General features: G+C 65.7%; 19 protein-coding genes, 3 rRNA genes and 4 pseudogenes (1 of these 26 only partly in view). 6 read left to right on the top strand and 20 right to left on the bottom strand.

The features are described from left to right. The first annotated feature begins 3 nt into the window (after positions 1-3). Positions 4-975, top strand: a complete 972-nt coding sequence (locus tag FQS62_RS01850) for a bile acid:sodium symporter family protein (RefSeq protein ID WP_099590223.1) — start codon at positions 4-6, stop codon at positions 973-975. An 83-nt stretch (positions 976-1058) separates the two neighbouring features. On the opposite strand, the pseudogene FQS62_RS01845 reads toward FQS62_RS01850, so the two are convergent. The 6 genes and pseudogenes from FQS62_RS01845 to FQS62_RS22230 form a co-directional block, all read right to left on the bottom strand. Further along, positions 1059-1879 (bottom strand): annotated as a pseudogene (locus FQS62_RS01845) (calcium-binding protein). A 165-nt stretch (positions 1880-2044) separates the two neighbouring features. Next, entirely contained in the window at positions 2045-2938 is an 894-nt protein-coding gene (cyoE, locus tag FQS62_RS01840; protein WP_005407798.1) for a heme o synthase, read from the bottom strand. Between the two features lie 4 nt (positions 2939-2942). Beyond that, complete coding sequence (locus FQS62_RS01835; RefSeq protein ID WP_049449421.1) at positions 2943-4106, bottom strand: COX15/CtaA family protein; 1164 nt, start codon at positions 4104-4106, stop codon at positions 2943-2945. A 10-nt stretch (positions 4107-4116) separates the two neighbouring features. Beyond that, the gene (locus tag FQS62_RS01830) at positions 4117-4686 is read right to left on the bottom strand and encodes a redox-active disulfide-containing membrane protein (RefSeq protein WP_049449423.1); all 570 of its coding nucleotides are present in this window, start codon (positions 4684-4686) and stop codon (positions 4117-4119) included. A 96-nt stretch (positions 4687-4782) separates the two neighbouring features. Beyond that, positions 4783-4962, bottom strand: a complete 180-nt coding sequence (locus FQS62_RS22235) for an SURF1 family cytochrome oxidase biogenesis protein (RefSeq protein WP_328421839.1) — start codon at positions 4960-4962, stop codon at positions 4783-4785. 188 nt (positions 4963-5150) lie between these two features. After that, a pseudogene (locus FQS62_RS22230) lies at positions 5151-5408 on the bottom strand (SURF1 family cytochrome oxidase biogenesis protein); the annotation flags it as partial. A 150-nt stretch (positions 5409-5558) separates the two neighbouring features. Here FQS62_RS22230 and FQS62_RS01820 point away from each other — a divergent pair. Then, positions 5559-5777 carry a twin transmembrane helix small protein gene (locus FQS62_RS01820; RefSeq protein WP_005412025.1) on the top strand — a complete coding sequence of 73 codons (219 nt, stop codon included), beginning with the start codon at positions 5559-5561 and terminating at the stop codon, positions 5775-5777. Between the two features lie 20 nt (positions 5778-5797). Here the strand turns inward: FQS62_RS01820 and FQS62_RS01815 are convergent. The 6 genes and pseudogenes from FQS62_RS01815 to FQS62_RS01790 form a co-directional block, all read right to left on the bottom strand. After that, a pseudogene (locus FQS62_RS01815) lies at positions 5798-6672 on the bottom strand (cytochrome c oxidase subunit 3). A 13-nt stretch (positions 6673-6685) separates the two neighbouring features. After that, complete coding sequence (locus tag FQS62_RS01810; protein ID WP_099551639.1) at positions 6686-7276, bottom strand: cytochrome c oxidase assembly protein; 591 nt, start codon at positions 7274-7276, stop codon at positions 6686-6688. Then, positions 7273-7491: a hypothetical protein gene (locus FQS62_RS01805; RefSeq protein WP_053498719.1), complete on the bottom strand. Its 219-nt coding sequence runs from the start codon at positions 7489-7491 to the stop codon at positions 7273-7275. The genes FQS62_RS01810 and FQS62_RS01805 overlap by 4 nt, the downstream gene beginning before the upstream one ends. An 8-nt stretch (positions 7492-7499) precedes the next feature. Beyond that, complete coding sequence (ctaD, locus tag FQS62_RS01800) at positions 7500-9107, bottom strand: cytochrome c oxidase subunit I (RefSeq protein WP_005407790.1); 1608 nt, start codon at positions 9105-9107, stop codon at positions 7500-7502. A gap of 59 nt (positions 9108-9166) precedes the next feature. Continuing rightward, a complete protein-coding gene (gene coxB, locus FQS62_RS01795) occupies positions 9167-10123 on the bottom strand; it encodes a cytochrome c oxidase subunit II (protein WP_088479798.1) in 957 nt (318 codons plus the stop codon). Between the two features lie 11 nt (positions 10124-10134). After that, positions 10135-10611, bottom strand: coding sequence for a DUF2244 domain-containing protein (locus tag FQS62_RS01790; RefSeq protein ID WP_004153894.1), 477 nt, complete (start codon positions 10609-10611; stop codon positions 10135-10137). A gap of 274 nt (positions 10612-10885) precedes the next feature. On the opposite strand from FQS62_RS01790, the pseudogene putA reads away from it, so the two are divergent. Then, positions 10886-14103: pseudogene (putA, locus tag FQS62_RS01785) on the top strand (bifunctional proline dehydrogenase/L-glutamate gamma-semialdehyde dehydrogenase PutA). Between the two features lie 88 nt (positions 14104-14191). Here putA and FQS62_RS01780 read toward each other — a convergent pair. The 3 genes from FQS62_RS01780 to FQS62_RS01770 form a co-directional block, all read right to left on the bottom strand. After that, positions 14192-15265, bottom strand: coding sequence for an AAA family ATPase (locus FQS62_RS01780; protein WP_154348376.1), 1074 nt, complete (start codon positions 15263-15265; stop codon positions 14192-14194). Beyond that, positions 15252-15851, bottom strand: coding sequence for a nicotinamide riboside transporter PnuC (pnuC, locus tag FQS62_RS01775; RefSeq protein ID WP_208043923.1), 600 nt, complete (start codon positions 15849-15851; stop codon positions 15252-15254). The genes FQS62_RS01780 and pnuC overlap by 14 nt, the downstream gene beginning before the upstream one ends. A 140-nt stretch (positions 15852-15991) precedes the next feature. Beyond that, a complete protein-coding gene (locus tag FQS62_RS01770) occupies positions 15992-17419 on the bottom strand; it encodes an outer membrane protein transport protein (protein ID WP_208043924.1) in 1428 nt (475 codons plus the stop codon). Between the two features lie 227 nt (positions 17420-17646). Here FQS62_RS01770 and FQS62_RS01765 point away from each other — a divergent pair, with 227 nt between their 5' ends. Further along, positions 17647-18339, top strand: a complete 693-nt coding sequence (locus tag FQS62_RS01765) for a rhomboid family intramembrane serine protease (protein ID WP_019662230.1) — start codon at positions 17647-17649, stop codon at positions 18337-18339. An 83-nt stretch (positions 18340-18422) separates the two neighbouring features. Here FQS62_RS01765 and FQS62_RS01760 read toward each other — a convergent pair whose 3' ends face one another. Next, the gene (locus tag FQS62_RS01760; RefSeq protein WP_208043925.1) at positions 18423-19871 is read right to left on the bottom strand and encodes a S41 family peptidase; all 1449 of its coding nucleotides are present in this window, start codon (positions 19869-19871) and stop codon (positions 18423-18425) included. A 108-nt stretch (positions 19872-19979) separates the two neighbouring features. Continuing rightward, positions 19980-21275: a murein hydrolase activator EnvC family protein gene (locus FQS62_RS01755; protein ID WP_268923677.1), complete on the bottom strand. Its 1296-nt coding sequence runs from the start codon at positions 21273-21275 to the stop codon at positions 19980-19982. 95 nt (positions 21276-21370) lie between these two features. Here FQS62_RS01755 and FQS62_RS01750 point away from each other — a divergent pair, with 95 nt between their 5' ends. Next, positions 21371-22033 (top strand): DUF4097 family beta strand repeat-containing protein, encoded by a 663-nt coding sequence (locus FQS62_RS01750; RefSeq protein WP_208043926.1) that lies wholly within the window; start codon positions 21371-21373, stop codon positions 22031-22033. An 86-nt stretch (positions 22034-22119) separates the two neighbouring features. Then, a complete protein-coding gene (locus FQS62_RS01745; protein ID WP_208043927.1) occupies positions 22120-23835 on the top strand; it encodes a M28 family metallopeptidase in 1716 nt (571 codons plus the stop codon). A 311-nt stretch (positions 23836-24146) separates the two neighbouring features. Here the strand turns inward: FQS62_RS01745 and rrf (FQS62_RS01740) are convergent. From rrf (FQS62_RS01740) to FQS62_RS01730, 3 genes are all read right to left on the bottom strand, one after another. Then, positions 24147-24261, bottom strand: a 5S ribosomal RNA gene (gene rrf, locus FQS62_RS01740). Positions 24262-24394: 133 nt separating this feature from the next. Further along, positions 24395-24509: ribosomal RNA gene (gene rrf, locus FQS62_RS01735) — 5S ribosomal RNA — on the bottom strand. A 126-nt stretch (positions 24510-24635) separates the two neighbouring features. Further along, positions 24636-26291 (bottom strand): 23S ribosomal RNA (locus tag FQS62_RS01730); it runs 1224 nt beyond the window's last position.

Genomic DNA, 26291 nt, shown 5'->3' with positions numbered 1-26291 from the left:
ACCATGACCCGCTGGTGGTCGCGCCTGCGACCGGACAACTTCACCCTCGCCCTGCTGTGCACCGTGGGCCTGGCCTCGCTGCTGCCGATGAAGGGCGCCGCCGCCATCGTCCTCGATGACGTCACCACCGTCGCCATCGCCGCGCTGTTCTTCCTGCATGGCGCGCGCCTGCCGCGCGAGTCGATCATCGGCGGCATGCTGCACTGGCGGCTGCACCTGACCATCCTGGCCTGCACCTTCATCCTGTTCCCGCTGCTGGGGTTGATGTTCAAGCCGCTGTCGGGCTGGCTGCTGACTCCGGAGCTGTACCTGGGCGTGCTGTTCCTGTGCACCCTGCCCTCCACCGTGCAGTCGTCCATCGCGTTCACCTCGATGGCGCGCGGCAATGTACCGGCAGCGGTGTGCAGTGCCTCACTGTCGAGCATCCTAGGTGTGTTCCTGACCCCGCTGCTGCTGACCGCGGTGGCCGGCACCTCCGGCGGTGTGCACGACCCGCTGCATGCGATCGGCGGCATCATGCTGCAGCTGCTGGTGCCGTTCGTCGCCGGCCATCTGCTGCGGCCGTGGATCGCCGGCTGGGTGGAAAAGCAGCGCGCGCTGCTGCGCTACACCGACCAGGCCACCATCCTGCTGGTGGTGTACTCGGCGTTCGGCGAAGCCGTTACCGAAGGCTTGTGGAGCAAGACGCCGCTGCTGTCGTTGCTGGCCGTGGCAGTGGTGGCCGCGGTACTGCTGGGCATCGCCATGCCGCTGATCACGTTCATCGCCCGCCGCCTGCGTTTCAACCGCGAGGACGAGATCGCCATCGTGTTCTGCGGCTCGAAGAAGAGCCTGGCTACCGGCGTGCCGATCGCCAAGGTGCTGTTCGCCGGCGGCAGCCTCGGCGCGATCGTGCTGCCGGTGATGATCTACCACCAGATCCAATTGATCGTCTGCGGCGTGATCGCGCAGCGTTATGCGCGGCGCAAGCCCTGAGCCGCAAATCCATCCACGCATGGCATGGATCTACTGTAGAGCCGAGCCCATGCTCGGCTGACGGTTGAACGGCGCGTGGATGATCACCAGACAGAATCGCTGTCCAGCAGCCGCGCCACGCTGAAGCGCGGCAGCCATACCTGCAGGTCATAACTGCGGTCACCAGCAGTGTGTCGCCTGGGCGACTCACCGTTGTAACTGGGCAGCGGACGTACACCAAAGCGTTGAGGTGCCGTGCAGCCCCAGCCTTCCCCGCCACGCGCCTCGATACGCACGTTGTAAAGGTCCAGATCCTTCAGCAGTGCCGTCATCGGCGGGTACGCAATCATCTTCGGCTGCGTACGCATGCCATGTACGTTACCGGTCAGCACCAGCAGCCGCCCGTTCTTCGGCAGCGCCCGCGCGCGTGCTCTTACTTCTTCGGCCATCACCCGGTCACGCGTACCAGTGCCGGCCATGTTGGCGGGAAGCATGCGATCAAAGCCGAACACCTGCACGTCGCGCCCTTGGCTGCGCAGCACGCGTACCGCCTCGATCAGCTCAAGCATGTCCTCGCTGCGACGGCCGTCATGCATCCGGCTGCGGACGTTCCAATACGTCGTGCCACGCAATGCAGCGCGCGCCTCGGCTGTGCCGGCAGACGCCGTATAGGTCGCCAGCGCGGCGTTCTCGTCGGTCGGCAGCTCCAATGCCAACCGCACCGGTGTGCCATCGGCCGCGTAGGCCTCCATCAGCTCCCGTACCAGCAGCGGGGTCTCGCGGGTGCCGTGGAACTCACCCAGTACCAGCAGGCGTGGTCACCGGCATGCTGGCGGATCTGCGCGGCGGTGTCGTCGGCATGCGCACTGAGGGCCATGCCCAGCGCCAGCAGCAGCGCGGCGGTCCAGCGGAAGATCGAATGCATCCCTGCGCCTTCCTTTCCTTGGGGTCAGGAACAGCAATGGCGACGCAGCTGGAAGAGATCAAGTGCAGCGCCGAGCCCACGCTCGGCTGCTTCTCCGATCAGCCCTCAGCCGAGCATGGCTCGGCTCTACAGTTGATCCACACCATGCGTGGATACACCAACCGGTCACAACCAGGGCAGGATCCAGTGGTCAACCAGCAGGAAGGCAAACAGCGCCATCAGATAGACGATGGAGTAATAGAACATCTTCATCGAGAACAGCTCGTCCGGCGGGTTGAGCATGCGCCAGGCATACCAGAGGAACACCGCGTTGAGCACGATCGCACCGCCCAGGTAGAACGCACCGCTCATGCCCACCAGGTACGGCAGCAGGCACACCAGCGCCAGCACCACCGAATACACCATGATCTGCTTGCGGGTATGCACCACGCCGTGGGTCACCGGCAGCATCGGGATCTCCGCCTTGGCGTAGTCCTCGCGGCGGAAGATCGCCAGCGCCCAGAAGTGCGGCGGCGTCCAGATGAAGATGATCAGCACCAGCAGCGACGAGTACGCCCAGTCCGACGAGCCCTGCATGCCGGTCACTGCGGCCCAGCCCAGCATCGGTGGCATCGCGCCGGCCAGGCCACCGATGACGATGTTCTGCGAGGTCGCACGCTTGAGGTACACGGTGTAGATCACCGCGTAGCCGATCAGCGAGGCGAAGGTCAGCACCGCGGTGATCAGGTTCACCCACAGCACCAGGATGGTCATCGACAGCACGATCAGCACGCCGGCGAACACCAGCACCTGCCACGGCTTGACCTTGCCCACCACCAGCGGACGCCACGAGGTGCGCGCCATCTGCGCATCGATGTGCGCATCCAGCAGCTGGTTGATCGCAGCCGCGGCCGAGGCCGCCAGCCAGATGCCGAGGAAGCCGAGCACGCCGGCGCGCACCTGCTCCCAGCTGGGCACGCCCGGAATGGCCAGGACCATGCCGACCAGGGCGGTGAAGACGATCAGGGCGACGACCTTGGGCTTGGTCAGGTCCCAGTACTGGCGGTAATTGGAAAACATGGGATCAGTCCGGGGCACGCAGGCGGGCCAGCAGGCTGACCAGTACGAACAACAGGGCAACGGCCACGCCGTTGTGGGCCACCGCCACTTCCAGCGGCAGCGCCAGCTTCACATTGAGGATGCCGAGCGTGACCTGCAGCACCAGCAGCGCGATCAACGCGCTGGCCCAGCCACGCATGCTCGGCAGGCGGAACAGGCGCACGCCCAGCCACAGCAGGTAGACGGCCACCACCACCGCGAACAGGCGGTGCGCCATCTGGATGGCGATACGCGAAGCGCCATCCAGCACGCCGCCTTCGTAGTCCACGCCGATGCCGCGCCACAGGGTGAAGCCCTCGACGAAGTTGTGCTGCGGCCACCACTGGTTGGCACAGCGCGGGAAGTTGTCCAGCGAGGCGCTGCCGCCGCCGCAGGCCAGCGCCGCATAGTTGGCGCTGACCCAACCGCCCAGCGCGATCTGGGTGACCAGCACCGCTACGCCGATGCGCAACAGCCACTTCAGCTTCGGTGCTTCGGCCAGGGTGATCGGCATGTGCGTGGCGCGCCAGGCCATCCACACCAGCAGCGCGAACATCAGCATGCCGCCGAGCAGGTGTCCCATCACCACGATGGGTTTGAGCAGCAGGGTTACCGTCCACATGCCCAGCAGAGCCTGGAAGATCACCACCGCCAGGGTCAGCAGTGCAGCGCGCGCCAGGTCGATGTTGCTCCAGCGCAGCGCGGCGATCAGCAGGATCGCCTCGCCGATCAGCGCCAGCGCGCTGGCGGTGCCATGCCAGCCCATCATGTACAGCGGTATGCCGGCGGCCACCAATACGCAGGCGGTCACTACCGCCGTGCTTCCGAATCGCCGCTTGCGCGTGGCCAACAGCGCCAGGGTCAGGATCTCGATGCCCAGCGCGCCGGCCAGGAAGCGGTGCACCTGCTCACGCCAGGCCTTGTGGGTCTCCAGCGGGCGGATCTCCGTCGCCGGGTGGCCGATGGTCTCTTCCACGTGCTGCGGCCAGGTAGCCTGGCCATAGCAGGTCGGCCAGTCCGGGCAGCTCAGGCCGGCATCGGACAGGCGCACGAAGGCGCCGAACATGATCGTGCTCGCGGTCATGATCATGGCGAACCACGCCAGGCGGTGGAAATTGCGGTGCAGCGCCGGACGCGCGGAAAGGCTCATCAAACGGGACTCACTTCAGTTTCAGCAACGTGGCCATGTCCTTGCGCAGGCCACCCAGGTCGGTGCCCGGGGCATGACGCATGATCACGAAGCCGTTCGGATCGATCACGTAGACCGGCAATCCCGCCGGATCATCGACGCCAGGCAGCGCCGCGCGCAGGGCTGGCGACGGAGCCAGCGGCCGCAACGCGGGCAGCGAGGCGATCGACGCCGGTGGCGTTCCCAGCCACAGAATCTCGACATTATCGGCGTTATGGCCGAACAGCTGCCACACCTTGCCCAGTCCCTGCGACAAAGTGACGCACTGCGCGTCGCAGGCACCGGCCGGCGCCACCAGCAGGCGCCAGGTACGGGCCTCGGGATTCCACGGATAAGGCTGGCCGCTGGCCAGGGTGGGCGCCTGCTGGCGCAGGTCCACCGGCGGCTTCAGCAGCTGGCCGGCATTGCGGTGCCCGGCTGGCTGCCAGCCGGTGAAGCGCAGCACGGCGGCCAGCGCCATCGCACCGAAGAACACGGCAAACAGCAGCACCAGGGTCCGGCGGCCGGAGCCGCGCGCCTGCGGGGACGTAGCAGTGTTCATGCGGGGCATTTTCTCATGGTTGGGTAAGGGATGCCGGTAGTGCCGGCTGCCGGCCGGCATCCAGGAAACCGAGGGCTTGCCGCCCAACGGCCGGCACTACCGGGTAATCACGCGCCTCCGGCGCCACTCCAGCACCAGCGCGACCACCATCACGGTCAGGGCCAGCCCGAACCACTGCACGGCGTAGCCCAGGTGACGCTGCGGCGGCAGTGTGTTCGGCAACAGGTCCAGGTCGCGCTCATCGCCGAATGGCAGTGCCGGGTCCAGCCGCAGCACGCGGTCGGGCAATGCCGGCAGGCCAAGCGCCGCCGCCAGGCCCTCGGCGGGCAGGCGGGGTCAAACCCCGAGCATAGGGCCCCGGGGCTGGCTTTGTCCCGTCGGCCCAGTGCCAGTCCCGCTGATGGCGGCGGCGCCAGCAGCCCACGTACGGCCACCGGCGAAGGCGGCGACGGCACATCCGGCAGGGTGCGATCCGGCGGCAGCGCGCGCCAGCCGAGATCGACCAGCAGCACGCTGCCTTCGTCACTGCGGAACGGGCGATAGATTTTCACCCCGGCGCGGCCATGCCGGGTCTGGTTGTCCAGCAGCACCACGCCGGGCAGGAAGCGGCCGTGGTCGGCCACGCCGTGCAACGCGCCGGTCGCCGCGAGTGCCTGCGACAGCGGCAATGCCTGTGCCACAGCTGGACCCTGCGCATCCAACATTGCCTGTTTGGCATGCATGCGCTGCAGCTGCCACAGCCCCAATGCGGTGAAACCGGCCATGGCCAGCACTGCCAGCAGCCATCCGATCACGCGCGTGTGCTGGCGCATCATGACAAGTCCGCGCAAACGCGGTCAGATAGGCCCATCCACCCTGCCCTCGAGCCGCGCATGAGTGATTCGTTGAAGACCCTGCTGGTAATCGCGTTTCTGATTGTCATCGTCTGGAATCTGGGCGCCGGCCTCTATTACCTGCTGGTCGACCGCGGCCAGACCAAGCGCACGGTCAACGCACTGACCCGCCGCATCGCGGTATCGGTGGCGTTGATCCTGCTGGTGATCGTGAGCATCTACATGGGCTGGATAAAACCGCACGGCATCGGCGGCTGAGGCCACCGATGCGTGCGTGGTCAAAGCACGTAGACGAACATGAAGAGCATCAGCCACACCACGTCGACGAAGTGCCAGTACCACGCGGCGGCTTCGAAACCGAAATGGTTGTCGCGGGTGAAGTGCCCCTTGGCCGAACGCAGCCACATCACGATCAGCATGATCGTGCCCAGCAGCACGTGCGCGCCGTGGAAGCCGGTCAGCATGAAGAACGTCGAACCATAGATGCCAGAGCCGAGCGTCAGGTTCAGCTCCTTGTAGGCGTGGATGTACTCCTCCGCCTGCAGGGTCAGGAAGCCCAGGCCGAGCACCACGGTCAGGCCCAGCCAGATCAGCAGTTGGCGGCGGTTGCCGGCCTTCAGTGCGTGGTGGGCGATGGTCAGGGTCACGCCGGAGGTCAGCAGGATCAGCGTATTGATCAGCGGCAGGCCCCAGGCCGGAATGGTCTGGAATGCGCCACCGATCGCCGCCGGGCCGTTGGTCGGCCAACCTGCCGAGTAGCCCTGCCAGAGCAGCTCGTTGGTCATCACACCGCGACCTTCGCCACTGAGCCACGACAGGCCCAGGTTGCGGGTGTAGAACAGTGCGCCGAAGAAGGCGCCAAAGAACATCACCTCGGAGAAGATGAACCAGATCATCCCCATCCGGAATGAGCCATCGACCTGGTGGTTGTAGTTGCCGGCCTGCGATTCGCGCACCACGTCGCTGAACCACCAGAACAGGGTCAGCACCAGCATCGCGATACCGATGTAGAACGTCCAGCGCCCCAGCTGGCATCGTTGAGCCAGCTGGCCACGCCGACCATGGTCACCATCATCGCGATGGAACCCACGAACGGCCATTTGCTCTGGGCCGGGACGAAGTACACGTTGGCGTCGGTCGGTGTCTGGGCCATGTCGGTATCCGGGTCAGGGTGCGGCGTGCGCGCCTTCCGAGGTGGCGGCCGGGGCCAGCCGATCGGACAGCGCGTCGTTGCGGTAGAAGGTGTAGGACAAGGTGATCGTCCTGATCTCCGGCGGCAGGTCCGGATCGACGATGAAACGCACCGGCATGTCGCGCTTCTCGCCAGCCTGCAGCGTCTGCGCGGTGAAACAGAAACATTCGGTCTTGCTGAAGAAGCCCGAGGCACGCGCCGGCGCCACCGAAGGCACCGCACTGCCGACCACCGCCTGCTGGCTGTCGTTGCGGGCGAAGTACAGCGCCTCGTTGAGCTCGCCGGGCACCACGTCCATGGTCAGCTGTTCGGGGTGGAACGACCACGGCAGGCGCGAATTGACGCCGCCATCGAACTCGACGCGCACAGTGCGCTTGCCAGCCGCCGCCCCCGCACTGGCTTCGCCACCGGGGCCGCGCTCCAGACGCACACCGAACACCTTCTCGCAGGCGATGCGGTACAGCGGCACCAGCGAGAACGTGAGCAGGAACACCGCCACCGCCACGCCGATCAGGCGCGGCAGCCCCGCACTGCGTGACGGTGTGCTGGCCGGTGCCTCGCTCATCGGCCGATCACCCCGCTGAGGATGAAGCCGACGTAGACCAGCACGGCGATGGCGCCGACCCACATCGCCGTGCGCCTGGCGCGCTGGCGTTGCTGCTCGATGCCGTTTTCCGGGGCATCACCCGGGCTGTTGTAGAGCCGAGCCATGCTCGGCTGCTCCACGTCAGCCGAGCATGGCTCGGCTCTACAGGTCTGCAGCGGGCTCTCGTTATGCATGCCCCACCTCAATGCGTGATGTCGTCATGCGCCAGATCTCCCGGGCGGATGGTCGGCGGCGTGGTGAAGGTGTGCGCCGGTGCCGGCGACGGCAGCGTCCACTCCAGGCCGCGTGCACCCTCCCAGGAACGGGCCTCGGCCTTCTCGCCATTGCGCAGCGAGGACAGCAGGATCGCCGCCATCATGAACGGGGTGACGAACATGCCGAACGCACCGATCGAGCTGATCAGGTTCCAGTCGGCGAAGGCCACGCTGTAATCGGGAATACGGCGCGGCATGCCGGCCAGGCCGAGGAAGTGCTGCGGGAAGAACAGCAGGTTGACGAACACGATCGACCACCAGAAGTGCACCTTGGCCCACTTCTCGCTGTACATGCGCCCGGTCCACTTCGGCCACCAGTAGTACACCGCGGCGATCAGCGCGAACACCGCGCCGGTCACCAGCACGTAGTGGAAGTGGGCCACCACGAAGTAGGTGTCGTGGTACTGGAAGTCGGCGGCGACGATCGCCAGCATCAGGCCGGAGAAGCCACCGATGGTGAACAGGATGACGAAGGCCACCGACCACAGCATCGGTGCCTCGAACGTCAGCGAGCCACGCCACATGGTGCTGACCCAGTTGAACACCTTCACCCCGGTGGGGATCGAGATCAGCATGGTGGCGAACATGAAGTAGATCTCGCCGCCCAGCGGCATGCCCACGGTGAACATGTGGTGGGCCCAGACGATGAACGACAGGAAGGCGATCGCGGCGGTCGCGTACACCATCGCCTGGTAACCGAACAGCGGCTTGCGGCTGAAGGTCGGGATGATCTCGCTGACCACGCCGAAGGCGGGCAGGATCATGATGTAGACCTCGGGATGGCCGAAGAACCAGAAGATGTGCTGGTACATCACCGGGTCACCGCCACCGGCGGCGTTGAAGAAGCTGGTGCCGAAGAACTTGTCGGTCAGCAGCATGGTCACCGCACCGGCCAGCACCGGCATCACTGCGATCAGCAGGAAGGCGGTGATCAGCCAGGCCCAGCAGAAGATCGGCATTTTCAGCAGGTCGATGCCTGGCGCGCGCATGTTGAGCACGGTGGCGATGATGTTGATCGCGCCCATGATCGAACTGATGCCGGCCACGTGGATGGCGAACACGCTGAAGGCGACGTTGTAGCCACCCTGCAGCGACAGCGGCGGGTACAGCGTCCAGCCACCGGCCGGTGCACCGCCAGGAAGGAACAGGGTCAGCAGCAGCAGGCTGAAGGCCACCGGCAGCAACCAGAACGACCAGTTGTTCATCCGCGGCAGCGCCATGTCCGGCGCGCCGATCTGCAGCGGGATCATCCAGTTGGCCAGGCCGACGAAGGCCGGCATCACGCCACCGAAGATCATCACCAGCGCATGCACGGTGGTCATCTGGTTGAAGAACTCGGGCTTGACGAACTGCAGGCCCGGCTGCGCCAGCTCGGCGCGGATCACCACGCTCATCGCCGCACCGATGATGAACATGATGAAGCTGAAACCGAGGTACAGCGTGCCGATGTCCTTGTGGTTGGTCGAGAAGAACCAACGCTCGAAGAAGCTCTGGTGGTGATGGTGATCGTCGTGCCCAACTGCCGAGTGCGCCATTGCAAAACACCTCTCAGAATCGGTTGTCACCACGGCCGCTGGCGGCCGCGGGCTTTACATCACGCGCCGCTGGCCGCTGTGGCAGGTGCGCTGCCCGCTTCTGCAGCAGCAGGCGCAGCCGGTGCTTCGCCCGCCGGTGCAGTCGGTTCGGCCGGTGCCGCAGGTGCCGCCGGCGTGGCAGGCGCCGCCGGCTTGCGCTGCGCCAGCCACTGTTTGAATTCCTCCTTGGACACCGCCTCGACCACGATCGGCATGAACCCGTGGTCCTTGCCGCACAGCTCGGCGCACTGGCCGCGGTAGACGCCCGGCTGCTCGATGCGGGTCCAGGCTTCGTTGATGAAGCCGGGGATGGCGTCCTGCTTCCAGCCCAGCGCCGGCACCCACCAGGCGTGGATCACGTCGTCGGAGGTGATGACGAAGCGCACCTTGGTGTCGACCGGAAGCACCAGCCGGTTGTCCACGTCCAGCAGATAATGCGGATGGCTCTCGCGGGTCGGCACGACGCCACTCTGCCGTATGCGGTCGGACTCGCGGTCCAGGCGGCTGGTGAAGGTGACGTTCTCGCCGAGGTATTCGTACTTCCACATCCACTGGTAGCCGGTGACCTTGACCGTCATCTCGGCGTCGCGGGTGTCGTACATCTTGATCAGGTTGGCCGTGGCCGGCCATGCCATCACGATCAGGATGATCACCGGGATCACCGTCCAGATGATCTCGGCCTTGGTGTTGTGGCTGAAGGTGGCCGCAACCGCACCCTTGGATTTGCGGAATTTGAAGATGGCGTAGGCCATCGCTCCGAACACGATGACGCCGATCACCGTGCAGATGATCAACGACAGGTTGTTCGATTCCCAGGCCAGGCGCGAGGTCTGGGTCACCCCCTTGCCCATGTTCAGCTGCCACGGCTTCGGATCGGCCGCCTGGGCCCAGGCCAACGCCGGCATCAGTCCCCCGGTCGCCAGCACTGCGGCAACCGCGTTCACGCACTTCGTGCCCCACCTGCTGCTTTGCTTCATTGCCTAGACCCTTAGCGTCGTCGGTTGCCGCCATCGCTGGCGGCGAGCAAGCTTTCAAGTGTCTCTGCGAGCGTCTGACGTTCGGCCGGCGCGAGGAAACTCCCCACCTCCACCTGCCGGCCGCTGGATGCCAGCCGGACCCTCTCATCGTCGGTGAGCAGGCGCACCCAGTGGGGGTGGGCCCGGAACACCGGCGATCCACCGGGTACGGGAATGACCTCCACGTACGCCGGCACTACCCGGATCTCCTCCTGCCGTTCACCGCTGCGCCACAAGGCACGCAGCGCGGCCGCCAGCACCAGGCTGTACAGCAGCGCGAACAGGGGGGCGAATGCATTGCCGGCCAACCACCCGAGGGCGGACACCAGCCACATCGCACCCGACAACACGGTGAACAACAGGACGAACTGCCGGGCATCGAGCGCCCGTGGGGGACGCAGCCGCAGCTGCGTACCTGACCCATCCGGAGCTGGAAGCACCTCGATCATGTCGCAACCGCGTTCCTGCCGCGGGAAACGTCTCGATGGTAGCCCCGGCCTCTCGCCGGTAGCAAGGGTGCATTCACACTTTTTCCCATGCTGCAACACAGCATGAGGTCGGCGGCACGAATGACGAATTCAGCACAAATTCTGCGGCGCTTGCTGAACACGCTGAATCCACCGCAGCTAGGGACTATCAGCGCTTCACGAAGGTGGCTGCGGGGCACTTCCGCAACCCGCAAAAATGATTAAAATCGCCAAGTTTTCCATTGGCCGGACCGGCATGAACGCACCCTCCTCCTCCCCTGCCGCCCACGACGCCCTGCGTCCCGGCGCGCTGCTGTCGCCGGAATTGCCGGCGCCCCCCAACCCGTTCCGCCAGGCCATTACCGATGCCTGGCTGAAGGACGAGGCCAGCCACGTGCGCGAGCTGCTGGCGCAGGCCCGCCTGCCCGCCGAGGAACAGGCCAGGGTGCAGGCGCTGGCCGCCGACCTGGTCGGCCGCGTGCGCGTGCGCGCCAAGGACCAGGGCGCGATCGAAGCCTTCATGCGCCAGTACGACCTGGGCAGCGAGGAAGGCGTGCTGCTGATGTGCGTGGCCGAGGCGCTGCTGCGCATTCCGGACCAGGACACCGCCGACAAGCTGATCCGCGACAAGCTGGCCGATGCCGACTGGGAAAAGCACCTGGGCGGCAGTGACTCGGTGCTGGTCAACGCCTCCACCTGGGGCCTGATGCTGACCGGCAAGCTGGTGCAGATGAACGATGCCACCCGCGCCGATGCGCCCAGCGCGTTCAAGCGCCTGGTCGGCCGCGTGGGTGAGCCGGTGGTGCGCCTGGCCGTGCGCCAAGCGATGAAGATCATGGGCCACCAGTTCGTCATGGGCCGCACCATCAGCGAAGCGCTGTCGCGCTCGCACAAGGGCGACAACGCGAACTACCGCTACTCCTTCGACATGCTGGGCGAAGGCGCGCTGACCATGAAGGACGCGCTGCGCTACCTGGAAGACTACCGTCGTGCGATCCACGCCATCGGCGGCGATCACAAGGCACGCGGCGGCGTCCGGACGGCGACGTCAACAACGCCCCGGGCATCTCGATCAAGCTGTCGGCGCTGTACCCGCGCTACGAGCACGCCAAGCGCGAGCGCGTGCTGAAGGACCTGGTGCCGGGCGTGCTGGAACTGGCGCAGCTGGCCAAGAGCTACGGCATCGGCTGCACCGTCGACGCCGAAGAGTCCGACCGCCTGGAACTGTCGCTGGACATCATCGAGCAGGTCTTCTCCGACGCCTCGCTGGCCGGCTGGGACGGCTTCGGCGTGGTGGTGCAGGCCTACCAGAAGCGCACCCCGTACACGATCGACCATCTGGCCGACATGGCACGCCGCGCTGGTCGCCGCCTGCAGGTGCGCCTGGTCAAGGGCGCCTACTGGGATGCCGAGATCAAGCGCGCGCAGATCGAAGGCTATCCGGGCTACCCGGTGTTCACCCGCAAGCAGAACACCGACGTGTCCTACCTGGCCTGCGCCAAGCGGCTGTTCACCCATGCCGACGCGATCTACCCGATGTTCGCCACGCACAACGCGCACACCATCGCTGCCGTGCGCAGCATCGCCAATGGCGGCGTGTACGAGCACCAGAAGCTGCACGGCATGGGCGACGACCTGTATGCCGAAGTGGTGCCGGCCGACCGCCTGAACCTGCCCTGCCGCGTGTATGCGCCGGTCGGTTCGCATGAAGACCTGCTGCCGTACCTGGTGCGCCGCCTGCTGGAAAACGGCGCCAACTCCAGCTTTGTCAACCGCATCACCGACGAGCGCGTGCCGATCGCCGACCTGATCCGCGATCCGGTCGAGATGGTGTCCTCGTTTGAATCGATTCCGCATCCCAAGATCCCGCTGCCGGTTGACCTGCTGCGCAGCCAGAACCACGACAGGAAGAACTCCATGGGCGCCAACCTCGCCAACGACAACGAACTGCGCGCCCTGGCCGAGCAGATCAACGCGGCCGTGAAGCCCTGGCAGGCCGCCCCGCTGGTGCCGGGTGCCAACCCGGCCGGCGCCGCGCTGCCGGTGACCAACCCGGCCGACACCCGCGAAGTGGTCGGCCAGTGGCTGGCCGCCGATGCCGCCACCGTGCAGAAGGCCCTGGCCAACGCCGTGGCTGCGCAGCCGGCCTGGAACCGCACCCCGGCCGCCAGCCGCGCCGCCATCCTCGAGCACGCCGCCGACCAGCTGGAAGCGCGCATGCCGGAGTTCATGGCGCTGTGCGTGAAGGAAGCCGGCAAGAGCCTGCCCGACAGCATCGCCGAAGTGCGCGAAGCCGTGGATTTCCTGCGCTACTACGCCAAGCAGGCGCGCGAGCAGTTCAGCCACGCCGAGAAGCTGCCGAGCCCGACCGGTGAATCCAACGAGCTGCAGCTGCACGGCCGCGGCGTGTTCGTCTGCATCAGCCCGTGGAACTTCCCGCTGGCGATCTTCTTGGGCCAGGTGGCCGCTGCACTGGCCGCCGGCAACAGCGTCATCGCCAAGCCGGCCGAGCAGACCAACCTGATCGGCTACTACGCGGTGAAGCTGCTGCACGACGCTGGCGTGCCGGCCGAGGTGGTGCAGTTCCTGCCGGGCGACGGTGCCACCGTCGGTGCCGCCCTGACCGCCGACCCGCGCGTGGCTGGCGTGGCCTTCACCGGCTCCACCGACACCGCCCGTGCGATCAACCGCGCGATGGCCGCACGTGACGCCGCCATCGGCGTGCTGATCGCCGAGACCGGTGGCCAGAACGCCTTCATCGCCGACTCCTCGGCACTGCCGGAACAGCTGGTCAAGGACGCGATCGGTTCGGCCTTCACCTCCGCCGGCCAGCGTTGCTCGGCCGCGCGCGTGCTGTTCGTGCAGGACGACATCGCCGACAAGGTGATGACCATGCTGGCCGGTGCGATGAAGGAACTGAAGGTCGGCAACCCCGGCCTGCTGTCCACCGACGTCGGCCCGGTGATCGATGCCGATGCGCTGAAGATCCTGCAGGACCACGCTGAGCGCATGGACCGCGAAGCGCGCCTGATCGCGGCTGCCGAACTGTCCACCGAAGCCGCCAACGGCACCTTCTTCGCACCGCGCGCGTACGAGCTGAAGGACCTGGGCCAGCTGCAGAAGGAAGTGTTCGGTCCGGTGCTGCACGTCATCCGCTGGAAGGGCGACCAGCTCGACGCGGTGATCGATCAGATCAACGCTACCGGCTACGGCCTGACCCTGGGCGTGCATTCGCGCATCGACGAGACCGTCGACCGCATCAGCAACAGCGTCCACGTCGGCAACGTCTACGTCAACCGCAACCAGATCGGTGCAGTGGTCGGCGTGCAGCCGTTCGGCGGCCAGGGCCTGTCGGGCACCGGCCCGAAGGCCGGTGGCCCGCATTATCTGCTGCGTTTCGCTACCGAGAAGACGGTGACGGTGAACACCACTGCCGCCGGCGGCAACGCCTCGCTGCTGACCCTGGGCGACTGATCGCCTGCGTGATGCGGCAAACGAAAAACCCCGCGAAAGCGGGGTTTTTTGTGCTTTGCTTCCTGTGGAGCCGAGCATGGGCTCGGCTCTACAGAGGCTGGCCCAGACTGAACCGATTGTCCGCACGCTTCGCCAGCTCGCGATGCACCCGCGCGATGCGCGTCTCCAGATCGCCCTCCAGCAGCACGTACTCGACTCTCTCTGCCTGCAGCTGCGCCAGGTACCACGCATGCTGCTGCGCCCGGAAGGCTTCGCCCACGCGCGTTCCGTCCTGGTCGAACGGAATATCCGGCGCGCACAGGAACTGCAGGTCGTAGCGTCGTCGTGCCGCCTGCCGCAGCGACTCCGGTGCCGTGCCGAACATCCAGCCGCTGTAGCCCAGCGTCACCAGCGGCGTGGTATCGCAGAACAGCCAGCGATGCGCATGGCGTGCGGCCTCGTCTTCGTGCTGCGGCTGTGCCATTGCGATGCGAAGCAGATCATCTGGCGTCAGCTCTCCGCCCTGCTGCTCCCATAGTGTGCGGCCATACTCCGGCACCCAGGCGGTCTGCAGGCGCTCGGCCATCATGCGCGCCAGCGTGGTCTTGCCGCTGGACTCGCCACCAATGAACGCCACGCGCTGCACATAGCCGGCATAGACCTGCGGCGCGAGACCATGGCGGTGCGCATGCGGATCGGCGCGCAGCTGGGTGCCACACGCCTGCCCGGCGTCCAGTGCGCGTTCGAGCCGCTCATGGCGTACCGGCGCACCGAAGTACGTGGCCAGCGCCTGCGCGAAGCCGTCACCGTAGTCCTCACCGGTGTACACCGCCTGCACCGGCCCACCGAACAGGTTCAGGCACAGCCAGGCGGTAAAGTCGCGCTGCACCTGTTCGTCATCACTGTCCTGCGGCAGCGTTCGCACTGGCAAACCGTGCTCCGTGCACAATGCCGCCAGTCGCGCGTCATCCAGCACCGCTACCGTCGCTCGCGGGAAACGCGCACGCAGCCAGCGCTCGCGGCGCTCGGCGCTGTAGCCGGCAAAGCCCGGCTGCGACCAGCCGATCACCAGCAGTTGCGTACAACGCGTGGCGGCAAACTCGATCAGGTGTTCGTGACCCAGATGCAGCGGGCAGAACTTGCCCACCACCAGGCCGCGTGCAACGCGCTCAGGCAGCAGCATCGGCCGTCTTGGCCTCGTCACGCATCAGGTGCCGCCAATGGCGCAAGGCCACCAGCGCATTGATCCAGAAGCCCACGTACAGGATCGAGGTCAGGTGCAGGCCACGGCTGTAGTACAGCGGTACCGCAACGGTGTTCACCAGCAGCCACACCCACCACGATTCCAGCTTGCGTCGCATCATCAGGATCTGCGCGATCACACTCAGCACCAGCACTGCCGAATCGATGTACGGCGCATAGGCGTTGGTCAGTCGGGTCAGCATCCAGCCGTAGCCGAAGGTGGCCACTACCACCAGCGGCGCCAGCCAGGCCCAGGCACATGGGCGCAGCGCGGTGATCGGCAGCGGCGCGCCATGGTCACCACGCAGCCACTGCCACCAGCCCAACACGCTGATGGCGATGAAGAAGAACTGCAGCACCATGTCCGCATACAGGTGCGATCGTTCGAACACGGCAGCAAACAATGCGCAGCCGACGATGCCCAGCCACCAGGTGTGCACGTTGTTGCGGCCGGCCAGCAGGATCGAGCCGGCGACGGCGATGTTGGCGGCCAGCTCCAGCTGGAAGTTCGGATCGGACAGGTTCATGGCGCTATTGTCATGGATCCTGGCCACCGATGGAGACACTCGCGCTGGATCCATTCCAGGCGCGGGTGGTCCGAGGCCCCCAAAAAAAAGACCCCGCTTGCGCGGGGCCTCCTTCGCACTGCTTCAGGCAATCGCCTGGATCAGAACTTGTACTGCAGCGAAGCCGCCAGCACGTCGCCGCTGACCTTGTACTTGCCAGTCACGGTGTTGGCCGTGGCCGAGGTCGAGTTGACGTTCGGATCCTTGGTGAACAGGTGGGTGTAGCCCACGCTGTATTCCATCTTGTCCGAAGCGGCGTAGGTCATACCCAGCGACAGCCACTTGCGGGTGGTGTCCGGCACGCGCACGTCACGGTGGGCGTCGGTGGTCGGGGTCTGGTCATAGGCCAGGCCGCCACGCAGGGTCAGCTTGTCGTTCACGCGGAAATCGGTACCGATCGACGCGAAGGTGGTGTCGCGGTAGTGGAACGGCAGCACGCTGTCCGGCTGGTTGGAGTCATAGTCGACGGTGACCTGGTCGAACTTGCTCCACGCGGTGCGCGTGACTTCGGCCATGATCTGCCACTGGTCGTTCACGCGGTGGGTGAAGCCCACGGTGGCGCTGGCCGGCAGGGTGATGGTGGCGCGACCGTTGCTGTCGATGAAGGTGCCCGGGGCAGCCTGCGACAGGAACGCGGCAGCCTGCGGCGTCATGGTGAAGTCGGCCTTGCCGTCGGTGATCTTGTGCTCGACCTTCGAGCGGTAGCTGAAGGCGATGTTGGTGCCTTCCACCGGGGTGACGGTCACGCCGAGGGTGTAGCCCACCGACACTTCATCACCCTTGATGCGCAGGTAGCCATCGGCGGTACCCGGCGAGAAGCCGAGCTGGGCGGCCTGGCGTGCAGCTGCCTGCGACGCCGCTGCGGCCTGGGCCGGGGTGCCACCCGCAGCCAGTACACGCGCCGCAGCAGTGCGCTGGGCGCTGGCGTTGATCGCGGTGCCGCCGTCAACGGCGCTGGTCAGGTCGACGTTCAGGCGCTCGGCAAACACCGACGCACCGAACGAGAGGTACGGGTTGACGTCGTAGGAGAACGCGACGCCCAGGTCGATCGCCTGCAGCTCGGTCTTGACGCCGTTGTAGCGGCCGACCCAGTCGCGGTCATATTCGGTCTTGAAGCCGAACGGCACGGTCAGCGATGCACCGAAGTGCATGTTGTCGTTCTCGCCGAACGGCAGGTGGAAGTAGGCCGCCGGAACCGGGGCGATCATGCCGGCGTCGCCGCCGTTGCCGCCGGAAATCGGAGCGCCGTTGGCGTACTTGCCCTGGCCACGGAACTTGGCGCCGAAGCTGATGGCGCTGACGTCGCCCTGCAGCATGGTGCCGTCGAGCAGGCGCATGGAGGCCGGGTTGGTGGCGATGACCGAGGCGTCACCTTCGGTCGAGGTGGAGCCGGCGAACGCGCGGCCCAGGCCCTTGGCGCTGTTTTCCTTCAGCTGGAAGGCGGCAGCATTGGCATCGGCGGCGGCCAGCGCACCGGCAACGCCGACGGCCAGCAGGGTCAGTCGGGCAATGGTGGAAGCGGTTTGCATCGTAGTTCTCTCTCTCCGGTAAGCGGTGATGGTGCTCTGAGTGCGCCTGCGCCCGGCAGGCCCAGAGGCCCGTCGAAGCGCGCCGGATTCCCCTCCCGACATACGACGCCGTATGCGAGTATTACCCAGAGCCGTTAATGAAACAATAACGACGCAGGCGGTTTTTTCGTCTCAAAAGCTGAACAGGACAATCCCCGTCGCAAGCGCCCGCACGCTAGGCTAGTGCCATGTTCGTCTCCCTCCCGTCTCGCAAGAAGGCGGCCCTGCGCTGGGCCACGCCCGTGCTGTTTGCGGCACTGTGGCTGGCGTTCCTGTGGTCGATCTCGCGTCCGGACGATGCCCGTGGCAGTCTCTGGCTGGACTGGGGCGCCCTGTCCACCGGCCTGACCCATCCACTGGACTGGTGGGCCACCCTGCAGGACGGCAGCGTGCTGCGCCTGTTCACCGCCCTGTTCCTGCACGCCGATTGGTCGCACCTGCTGGGCAATCTGGTGTTCCTGCTGATCTTCGGCCTGCCTGCTGAGCGGGTGCTGGGGCCGTGGCGGTTGCTGCTGCTGTTCCTTGTAGGCGGTGCGGTATCGAACCTGGTGGCGATCTACACCATGGGCAGCCCGGACCAGATCATCATCGGCGCCAGCGGCGCGGTGTCGGCGCTGATCGGCGCCTATCTGGCCCTGTTCCCGGGCGCCCGGCTGGGCGTGGTGATCCCGCTCGGCCTGTTCCTGGAATTCGTGCGTGCCCCGGCCTACCTGCTGATCGGCGTCTGGGCCGCACTGCAGGTGGTGTTCGCCCATATCGGCCCCAGCTTCGGCATGGTGGCCTGGTGGGCGCACATCGGCGGCTTCGTGTTCGGCGTGGTGTACGGGGTCTACGTGCGGGCGGCCATCGCCCGCCGCCTGCGCAAGCGCCACGGCTTCTGACGCCGGATAGTGCCGGCCGCTGGCCGGCTCCACGCTCACCGGCCGGTTCGTAGATCAGTCGAGCAGGGCTCGACTCTGCAGAATCAGGGCTTGGCCGGGGCCGGTGCGGGCTTTGCTTCCGGCTTGCTCTCCGCCTTCGGTTCGACCTTGGCATCCGGCTTCGCCGCAGCGGCCTTCGCGGCCTTGGCCGCATCCGTCTTGGCGGCTTCGGCCTTCAACCGTGCGGCCACCGAGCCTGGGTTCTTCAGCTCGGCCAGCGCGTCGTTGATCGGGCCATCGCCCGGCAGCACCGCGCCGGCGTGGTAGCCCTCGGTGCCTTCGTCATCGCCGCGCAGGTGGCCCGGCAAGGTCGCTTCGCTGTAGTCGCTCAGGCTGGCCGGCAGTGCATCTTCCGCCGGCGTCGCGGCCGGCTTCAGTTCAACGTCCGGCACGATGCCGGTGGCCTGGATCGACTTGCCGCTGGGCGTGTAATAGCGCGCAGTGGTCAGCTTCACCGAATCACCGTTGTCCAGCGGCAGCACGGTCTGCACCGAGCCCTTGCCGAAGGTGCGGCTGCCGACCACGCGCGCGCGCTTGTTGTCGCGCAGCGCGCCGGCCAGCACTTCCGATGCGCTGGCCGAACCGGCATCGGCCAGCACCACCACCGGTGCGCCCTTCAGCAGGTCGCCCGGGGTCGCGTCAAACCGTGCATCGCTGATGCTGATGCGGCCACGGGTGCTGACGATGTTGCCCTTGTCGAGCAGATCATCGGCCACCTGCACCGCAGCGGTCAGCAGGCCACCCGGGTTGCTGCGCAGATCGAGCACCAGGCCCTTGAGCTGGCCACCGGCCTGCTTCTGCAACTGCTGCACCTGCTTCTGGAAGTCCGAACCGGTATCGGCCTGGAAGGTGCTCAGACGGATGTAGCCGTAGCCCGGTTCCAGCATGCGGCTCTTCACGCTGGTCACGCGAATGGTCTGGCGGGTCAGGCTCACGTCGAATGGCTTGGGCTTGCCTTCGCGCACGATGGTCAGCACCACCTTGCTGCCGGCCGGGCCACGCAACGGTTCGCTCGCATCAATGGCGCTGATCGGCTTGCCGTCGATGGCGATGATCAGGTCACCGGCGAGGATGCCGGCCTTGGCCGCCGGCGTGTCGTCGATCGGCGAAATGACCTTCATGCTGGCGTTGTCCGGCTGCTGCTGCAGCTCCACGCCGATGCCCTCGTAGGCACCGTTGGCCTGCTCGTCGAAGGCCTGCGCGTCTTCCTTGTTGAAGTAGGTGCTGTGCGGATCGAGGTCGAGCAGCAGGCCGCGCACGGCCGACTGCATCAGCTTCTTGTCATCGACCGGGTCGACATAGGCGGCGCGCACCGCGTTGTATACGGCCACGAAACGGCGGATTTCCTCCAGCGGCACCTTCGAGGTCACCGCCTCCTCGCTGTTCGCTGCCTGCCCGCTGGTTTCCTGGCTCGGGGCGGGCGCGGTCTGCTGCGCCCAGGACAGCGCTGGCAACAGGGCCAGCAAGAGGGTGGCGGTACGGGCTGCGCGCATGGATCACTCCTGTCGACGGTGGCATGGTGCCCAAGGCACATGCACCGATTATGCGCGAAGCACAGCTAAATTCCCGTTGAATCCAGCTCGCACGTGGCGGGCCGGGATTCAGCGCCGCTGCAGCCAGCTGTCCGGATTGACCGGCTGCCCGCCACGGCGCAGCTCGAAGTACAGCGCGGTCACGCCCTGGCCCCCGGAATTGCCGACCTTGGCCACCGCATCGCCGCGGCTGACCCGCGCGCCGGCATCCTTCAGCAGGGTGTCGTTGTGGGCATACAGGCTCATGTAGCCATTGCCGTGGTCGACGATCAGGATCATGCCGTAGCCGGTCATCCAGTCGGAGAACACCACGGTGCCGTCGGCCACGGCGGTGACGGTGCTTCCGGCCGGGGCGCCGATCAGCACGCCGCTGCTGGTGCGGCCATCGGGCAGCTTGCCGCCGTAGCGGGCCAGCAGGTTGCCGGACAACGGCCAGCCCAGGCCACCGACCTTCGGGGCCGGCGCGGACGCCACCGCCGGCGGAACCTGGGGGCGGCGGCGGCCGCCCCATGCCGCGGCCTGGCGTGCGGCGCGCTCGGCAGCGGCCTTTTCGGCGGCGGCTCGACGTGCAGCCGCGCGACGCTCGGCCTCGGCGCGGGCCGCAGCAGCACGCAGATTGGCCAGCAGTGTTTCCAGCGCCTTGGCATCCTGGCCTAGCGCCTGTTCCTTCTCGCGCTGGTCCTTGAAGCGCTCGTCCAGCGAGGCCACGGTCTTTGCGCGATCGCGACGGTCGGCTTCCAGCGCCGCGGCCTGCTGCTTCTGGTCCTGCTGTGCACCCTGCAGCTTCTGCCTGCGCTCGGCGATCTGCGCCTGCAGCGCTTCCAGTTCCTTCAGGTCAGCGGTCAGCGTGGTGATGCGCTGTGCCCGCTCGCGCTGCAGGTAGCGGTGGTAGGCCAGGGCGCGATTGGCATCGGCCACCGTGTCCTGCGACAGCAGCAGTTTCAGGGGGGCGTGATTGCCCAGCTGATAGGCCGCACGCAGCAGGCCAGCCAGTTCGCGGTGCTGCTGGGCGAGGTTGGCCTGCAGCGTGCTGCGGCGCTGTTCGGCCTCGGCCAGGGCCCTGCCCTGCTCGCGCAGCGCGGTTTCGGTCTGCGCAAGCGCACGGCCGGTGCGGGCCACCTTCTCATCGGCCTCGCGCAGCTGCTGCGAGGCCTGGCCACGCTGTCCCTCGATCTGCCGACGCTCCTGCGCCACGCCCTTCAGCTCACTGCGCAGTTTCTGCAGCTTGCGCTCGGTCTCGCGGGTGGTCTGCGCTGCGCCCGGCAGCGGCAACGCCAAGGCGATCGCCAGCCCCAACAGCAGGCAGCGCCCGCCGCGTACGGCGGCGATGTGATGTCGGCGTGATGGGAAGGCGTTGTCGCGCAAGGGCTTTCCAGTGACTTCAGGCAGTTGCAGGGGGTACCGGGGAATGGTGACATCTCCGCACGCGGCCTGCCAGCCGCACATCCATCGAGGTCTCCATGAAAACTCTTTCCATTCCGCTGCTGTTGGGCGTACTGCTGGCCACCGGGCCGGTCTATGCCCAGGAGAACATCAGCAAGGTCAACGGCAGCATCAGCGCCGAAGCCGGCCAACGCTACGGCAAGCTCGACACCGTCAACGGTGGTATCCGTGTCGGCGAAGGCGTCGAGACCGGCAGCATCGACACCGTCAACGGCGGGGTCAAGGTGGCCGACCGTGCACGCACCGGCAAGATCGAAACGGTCAACGGCGGTGTGCGCCTGGGACGTGAGGTGATCACGCGCGGCAGCGTCAGCACGGTCAACGGCAGCATCTTCACCGACCGCGGCACCCAGGTCGAAGGCGGCGTCGAAACCGTGAACGGCGGCATCGGCCTGGTCGAAAGCCGCGTCGGCAAGGACGTGGAGACCGTCAACGGTGACATCACCGTGGGCATCGGCTCGCAGGTCAACGGTGGCGTGCACGTACGCAAGCCGAACTTCAGCGTCTCGCTGACCGCCAGCCGCAAACCACGCGTGATCATCGGCCCGAATGCCGTGGTCAATGGCCCCCTGCAGTTCGAACGTGAGGTGGTGCTGTACGTACACCGCAGCGCCCGCATCGGGCCGGTCACCGGCGCCGAGCCGATCCCGTTCGACACCGAAACCGCTCCGGCGGACTGAGCGCACCGCGCCTTCGGGTTCGGTGATACTCGCTGACACCGGCCGTGCACGACGCGCGGCCGCCCTTTGTTACCCAGGAATCGACGATGCCCCGCAAACTCCTCCTGTGCCTGGCCGCTGCGGCCGCGCTCAGTGCCTGCAAAGGCGAAGACACCCCGGCCGCCGCGCCAGCCACCGACACCGCTGCAGCGAAGCCGGCCGCCCATCAGTTCTCCCCGGAAATCAACGCCGGCGACTTCGCCGAGATGGTCAAGACGCTGGCTTCGGACGAATTCGAAGGCCGCGCCCCAGGCAGCAAGGGCGAGGAGCTGACGGTCAACTACATCCGCGACCAGATGCAGCGCATCGGCCTGCAGCCCGGCAACGGCGACAGCTGGTTCCAGGATGTGCCGATGACCGAAACCACGGCCGACGAGTCGACCGTGCTGAAGATCACCCAGGGCGGCAAGACCACCGAACTGAAGTTCGGCACCGACATGGTGGTGGGTACCCGTACCGGCCAGGCCGAGGTGAAGGTCGATGCCAGCGACCTGGTGTTCGTCGGCTACGGCGTCGATGCACCAGAGCAGAAGTGGAACGACTACGCCGGCCAGGACTGGAAGGGCAAAACGGTCGTCATGTTCGTCAACGACCCGGGCTTCCATGTCGATGACGCGAAGCTGTTCGACGGCAAGCGCATGACCTACTACGGTCGCTGGACCTACAAGTTCGAGGAAGCTGCGCGCAAGGGCGCCGCTGCCGCGCTGATCGTGCACGACACCGCCGGCGCGTCCTACGGCTGGGACGTGGTGAAGAACTCCTGGGCGGGCCCGCAGTACGACCTGCCGGCCAAGGATGACCCGGAAGCCCGCATTCCGGTGCAGGGCTGGCTGAGTGCCGACGCCGCCAAGGCACTCTTCGCCGGTGCCGGCCTGGACCTGGCGCAGGCCTACAAGGACGCCAGCAAGCGCGGCTTCAAGCCGGTGCCGCTGAAGGCCACCGCTGCGGTCGACCTGAAGAGCCAGATCGCGCAGAAGCAGTCGCGCAACGTGGTGGGCGTGCTGCCGGGCAGCAAGCGTGCCGACGAGGCCGTGCTGTACATGGCGCACTGGGATCACCTGGGCAAGCATGAGGGTGAGACCGGCGACAACATCTACAACGGGGCGGTCGACAACGCGACCGGCGTGGCCGGCATCCTCGAGGTGGCTGAAGCGATGGCCCACCAGGAGCCGAAGCCGGAGCGTTCGGTGGTGTTCCTGGCGGTGACCCTGGAAGAATCCGGCCTGCTGGGCTCGAAGTACTACGTTGCCCATCCGACCTTCCCGCTGGACAAGATCGCCGGTGTGATCAACATCGACGCGATGTCGGTGGCCGGCCGCGCGAAGGACGTGACCGTCACCGGCTTGGGCAGCTCGGAGCTGGAAGACATCCTCAAGCCGCTGGCTGCGGCCCAGGACCGCACCCTGCACGGCGAGACCTCGGTGCAGAGCGGCTTCTACTTCCGCTCGGATCACTTCAACTTCGCCAAGGCCGGTGTGCCGGCCCTGTACGCCGATGGTGGCGAGGATCTGCGAGAGGGTGGCGTGGACGCCGGCCGCAAGGCTGCGGCGGACTACGGTGCCAACCGCTACCACGGCCCGAAGGATGAGTTCGATGCAGCCACCTGGAAGCTGGACGGCACCGTCGAGGACCTGCAGCTGATGTACGGCGTGGGCAAGGAACTGGCCGGTGGCGATCGCTGGCCGAACTGGTACGAGGGCAACCCGTTCAAGGCCGCCCGCGACGCGATGATGAAGGACAAGGCACCGGCCGCAGCAAAGTAGAGTCGAGCCATGCTCGACTGAACATCGTTGAGGTCAAAGCGGCGCCCCTTGGGGCGCCGCTTTTTTTTTGCGTGGCTAACCGCCCCGCCGCTGGTAGGCGCCACGGTTGGTGGGTGCCAACGGACCCGCTGCTGGTGGGTGCCAACCTCGGTTGGCACCGCTTTCCGCGGGGACCATCTCATCCACGCATGGCGTGGATCTGCCGGGCAATGCAACGCCATCGGGTTGCCGGCCAGCGGCCGGCACGTCCCGCATTTACTGCGCACAAAGAAAAACCCCGCTGCGTGAGCAGCGGGGTTTTGGGGTGTAAACCCTGGCGATGACCTACTCTCGCATGGCTTGAGCCACACTACCATCGGCGCAGCTGCGTTTCACTTCCGAGTTCGGGATGGGATCGGGTGGTTCCACAGCGCTAATTTCACCAGGGAGACGGTTGCAGCAGCGCTTGCAGCGCCAGCTTCGCGATCTTGCCCTTGGGGCGGAAGGCGTCCAGAAAAGCAATGCCTTCACTTAATAAGAAAAACCCCGCTGCGCATGCAGCGGGGTTCTCGGGTGTAAACCCTGGCGATGACCTACTCTCGCATGGCTTGAGCCACACTACCATCGGCGCAGCTGCGTTTCACTTCCGAGTTCGGGATGGGATCGGGTGGTTCCACAGCGCTAATTTCACCAGGGAGGCTTTTGGAGAGTCGCACTCGTCCCTGAGGGACAAGGCGCCAGCCTCGCATAGTTCTTGTGACGTAGCGTGCACTTGGATGCTCTTACGACGTTGTCGTAAAGCCAAGGCAACTTGAGGTTATATGGTCAAGCCTCTCGGATCATTAGTATCAGTTAGCTCAATACATTGCTGTACTTACACACCTGACCTATCAACCACGTAGTCTACATGGTTCCTTCAGGGGGCTTGTGCCCCGGGAGATCTCATCTTGAGGCGCGCTTCCCGCTTAGATGCTTTCAGCGGTTATCGCTTCCGAACATAGCTACCCGGCAATGCCACTGGCGTGACAACCGGAACACCAGAGGTTCGTCCACTCCGGTCCTCTCGTACTAGGAGCAGCCCCTCTCAAATCTCCAACGCCCATGGCAGATAGGGACCGAACTGTCTCACGACGTTCTGAACCCAGCTCGCGTACCACTTTAAATGGCGAACAGCCATACCCTTGGGACCGACTACAGCCCCAGGATGTGATGAGCCGACATCGAGGTGCCAAACACCGCCGTCGATATGAACTCTTGGGCGGTATCAGCCTGTTATCCCCGGAGTACCTTTTATCCGTTGAGCGATGGCCCTTCCATACAGAACCACCGGATCACTAAGTCCTAGTTTCCTACCTGCTTGATCCGTCGATCTTGCAGTCAAGCACGCTTATGCCTTTGCACACAGTGCGCGATGTCCGACCGCGCTGAGCGTACCTTCGAGCTCCTCCGTTACTCTTTAGGAGGAGACCGCCCCAGTCAAACTACCCACCATACACGGTCCCCGACCCAGATAATGGGCCCAGGTTAGAACGTCAAGCACGACAGGGTGGTATTTCAAGGATGGCTCCACTGCAGCTAGCGCCACAGTTTCATAGCCTCCCACCTATCCTACACAGACGAACTCAACGTTCAGTGTAAAGCTATAGTAAAGGTTCACGGGGTCTTTCCGTCTTGCCACGGGAACGCTGCATCTTCACAGCGATTTCAATTTCACTGAGTCTCGGGTGGAGACAGCGCCGCTGTCGTTACGCCATTCGTGCAGGTCGGAACTTACCCGACAAGGAATTTCGCTACCTTAGGACCGTTATAGTTACGGCCGCCGTTTACTGGGGCTTCGATCAAGAGCTTCGCCTTGCGGCTGACCCCATCAATTAACCTTCCAGCACCGGGCAGGCGTCACACCCTATACGTCCACTTTCGTGTTTGCAGAGTGCTGTGTTTTTGATAAACAGTCGCAGCGGCCTGGTTACTGCGACCCTCTTCAGCTATAGCTCGCACGAGCCACCAAAAAGGGTGCACCTTCTCCCGAAGTTACGGTGCCATGTTGCCTAGTTCCTTCACCCGAGTTCTCTCAAGCGCCTGAGAATTCTCATCCTACCCACCTGTGTCGGTTTACGGTACGGTCTGCGTAAGCTGAAGCTTAGGAGCTTTTCCTGGAAGCGTGGTATCAGTGACTTTGCCATAAAGGCTCGTCTCGGTGCTCGGTCTTGAAGGATCCCGGATTTGCCAAAGATCCAAACCTACCGCCTTTCCCCAGGACAACCAACGCCTGGTACACCTAACCTTCTCCGTCCCTCCATCGCACTTACGCGAGGTGCAGGAATATTAACCTGCTTCCCATCGACTACGACTTTCGTCCTCGCCTTAGGGGCCGACTCACCCTGCGCCGATTAACGTTGCGCAAGGAAACCTTGGGCTTTCGGCGTGCGGGTTTTTCACCCGCATTATCGTTACTCATGTCAGCATTCGCACTTCCG

It is taken from the genome of Stenotrophomonas sp. SBJS02 (assembly GCF_020428325.2).
In the GTDB taxonomy this organism is placed as follows: Bacteria; Pseudomonadota; Gammaproteobacteria; order Xanthomonadales; family Xanthomonadaceae; genus Stenotrophomonas; species Stenotrophomonas africana.
Note: the sequence above shows the minus strand (reverse complement) of the source record. Positions and strands in the feature narration are given on the sequence as shown.

Coding starts and splice junctions, on each gene's coding strand:
- FQS62_RS01850 (WP_099590223.1), top strand. CDS start 4: ATGACCCGCTGGTGGTCGCGCCTGCGACCGGACAACTTCACCCTCGCC.
- cyoE (WP_005407798.1), bottom strand. CDS start 2,938: ATGTTTTCCAATTACCGCCAGTACTGGGACCTGACCAAGCCCAAGGTC.
- FQS62_RS01835 (WP_049449421.1), bottom strand. CDS start 4,106: ATGAGCCTTTCCGCGCGTCCGGCGCTGCACCGCAATTTCCACCGCCTG.
- FQS62_RS01830 (WP_049449423.1), bottom strand. CDS start 4,686: ATGAACACTGCTACGTCCCCGCAGGCGCGCGGCTCCGGCCGCCGGACC.
- FQS62_RS01820 (WP_005412025.1), top strand. CDS start 5,559: ATGAGTGATTCGTTGAAGACCCTGCTGGTAATCGCGTTTCTGATTGTC.
- FQS62_RS01810 (WP_099551639.1), bottom strand. CDS start 7,276: ATGAGCGAGGCACCGGCCAGCACACCGTCACGCAGTGCGGGGCTGCCG.
- FQS62_RS01805 (WP_053498719.1), bottom strand. CDS start 7,491: ATGCATAACGAGAGCCCGCTGCAGACCTGTAGAGCCGAGCCATGCTCG.
- ctaD (WP_005407790.1), bottom strand. CDS start 9,107: ATGGCGCACTCGGCAGTTGGGCACGACGATCACCATCACCACCAGAGC.
- coxB (WP_088479798.1), bottom strand. CDS start 10,123: ATGAAGCAAAGCAGCAGGTGGGGCACGAAGTGCGTGAACGCGGTTGCC.
- FQS62_RS01790 (WP_004153894.1), bottom strand. CDS start 10,611: ATGATCGAGGTGCTTCCAGCTCCGGATGGGTCAGGTACGCAGCTGCGG.
- FQS62_RS01780 (WP_154348376.1), bottom strand. CDS start 15,265: ATGCTGCTGCCTGAGCGCGTTGCACGCGGCCTGGTGGTGGGCAAGTTC.
- pnuC (WP_208043923.1), bottom strand. CDS start 15,851: ATGAACCTGTCCGATCCGAACTTCCAGCTGGAGCTGGCCGCCAACATC.
- FQS62_RS01770 (WP_208043924.1), bottom strand. CDS start 17,419: ATGCAAACCGCTTCCACCATTGCCCGACTGACCCTGCTGGCCGTCGGC.
- FQS62_RS01765 (WP_019662230.1), top strand. CDS start 17,647: ATGTTCGTCTCCCTCCCGTCTCGCAAGAAGGCGGCCCTGCGCTGGGCC.
- FQS62_RS01760 (WP_208043925.1), bottom strand. CDS start 19,871: ATGCGCGCAGCCCGTACCGCCACCCTCTTGCTGGCCCTGTTGCCAGCG.
- FQS62_RS01750 (WP_208043926.1), top strand. CDS start 21,371: ATGAAAACTCTTTCCATTCCGCTGCTGTTGGGCGTACTGCTGGCCACC.
- FQS62_RS01745 (WP_208043927.1), top strand. CDS start 22,120: ATGCCCCGCAAACTCCTCCTGTGCCTGGCCGCTGCGGCCGCGCTCAGT.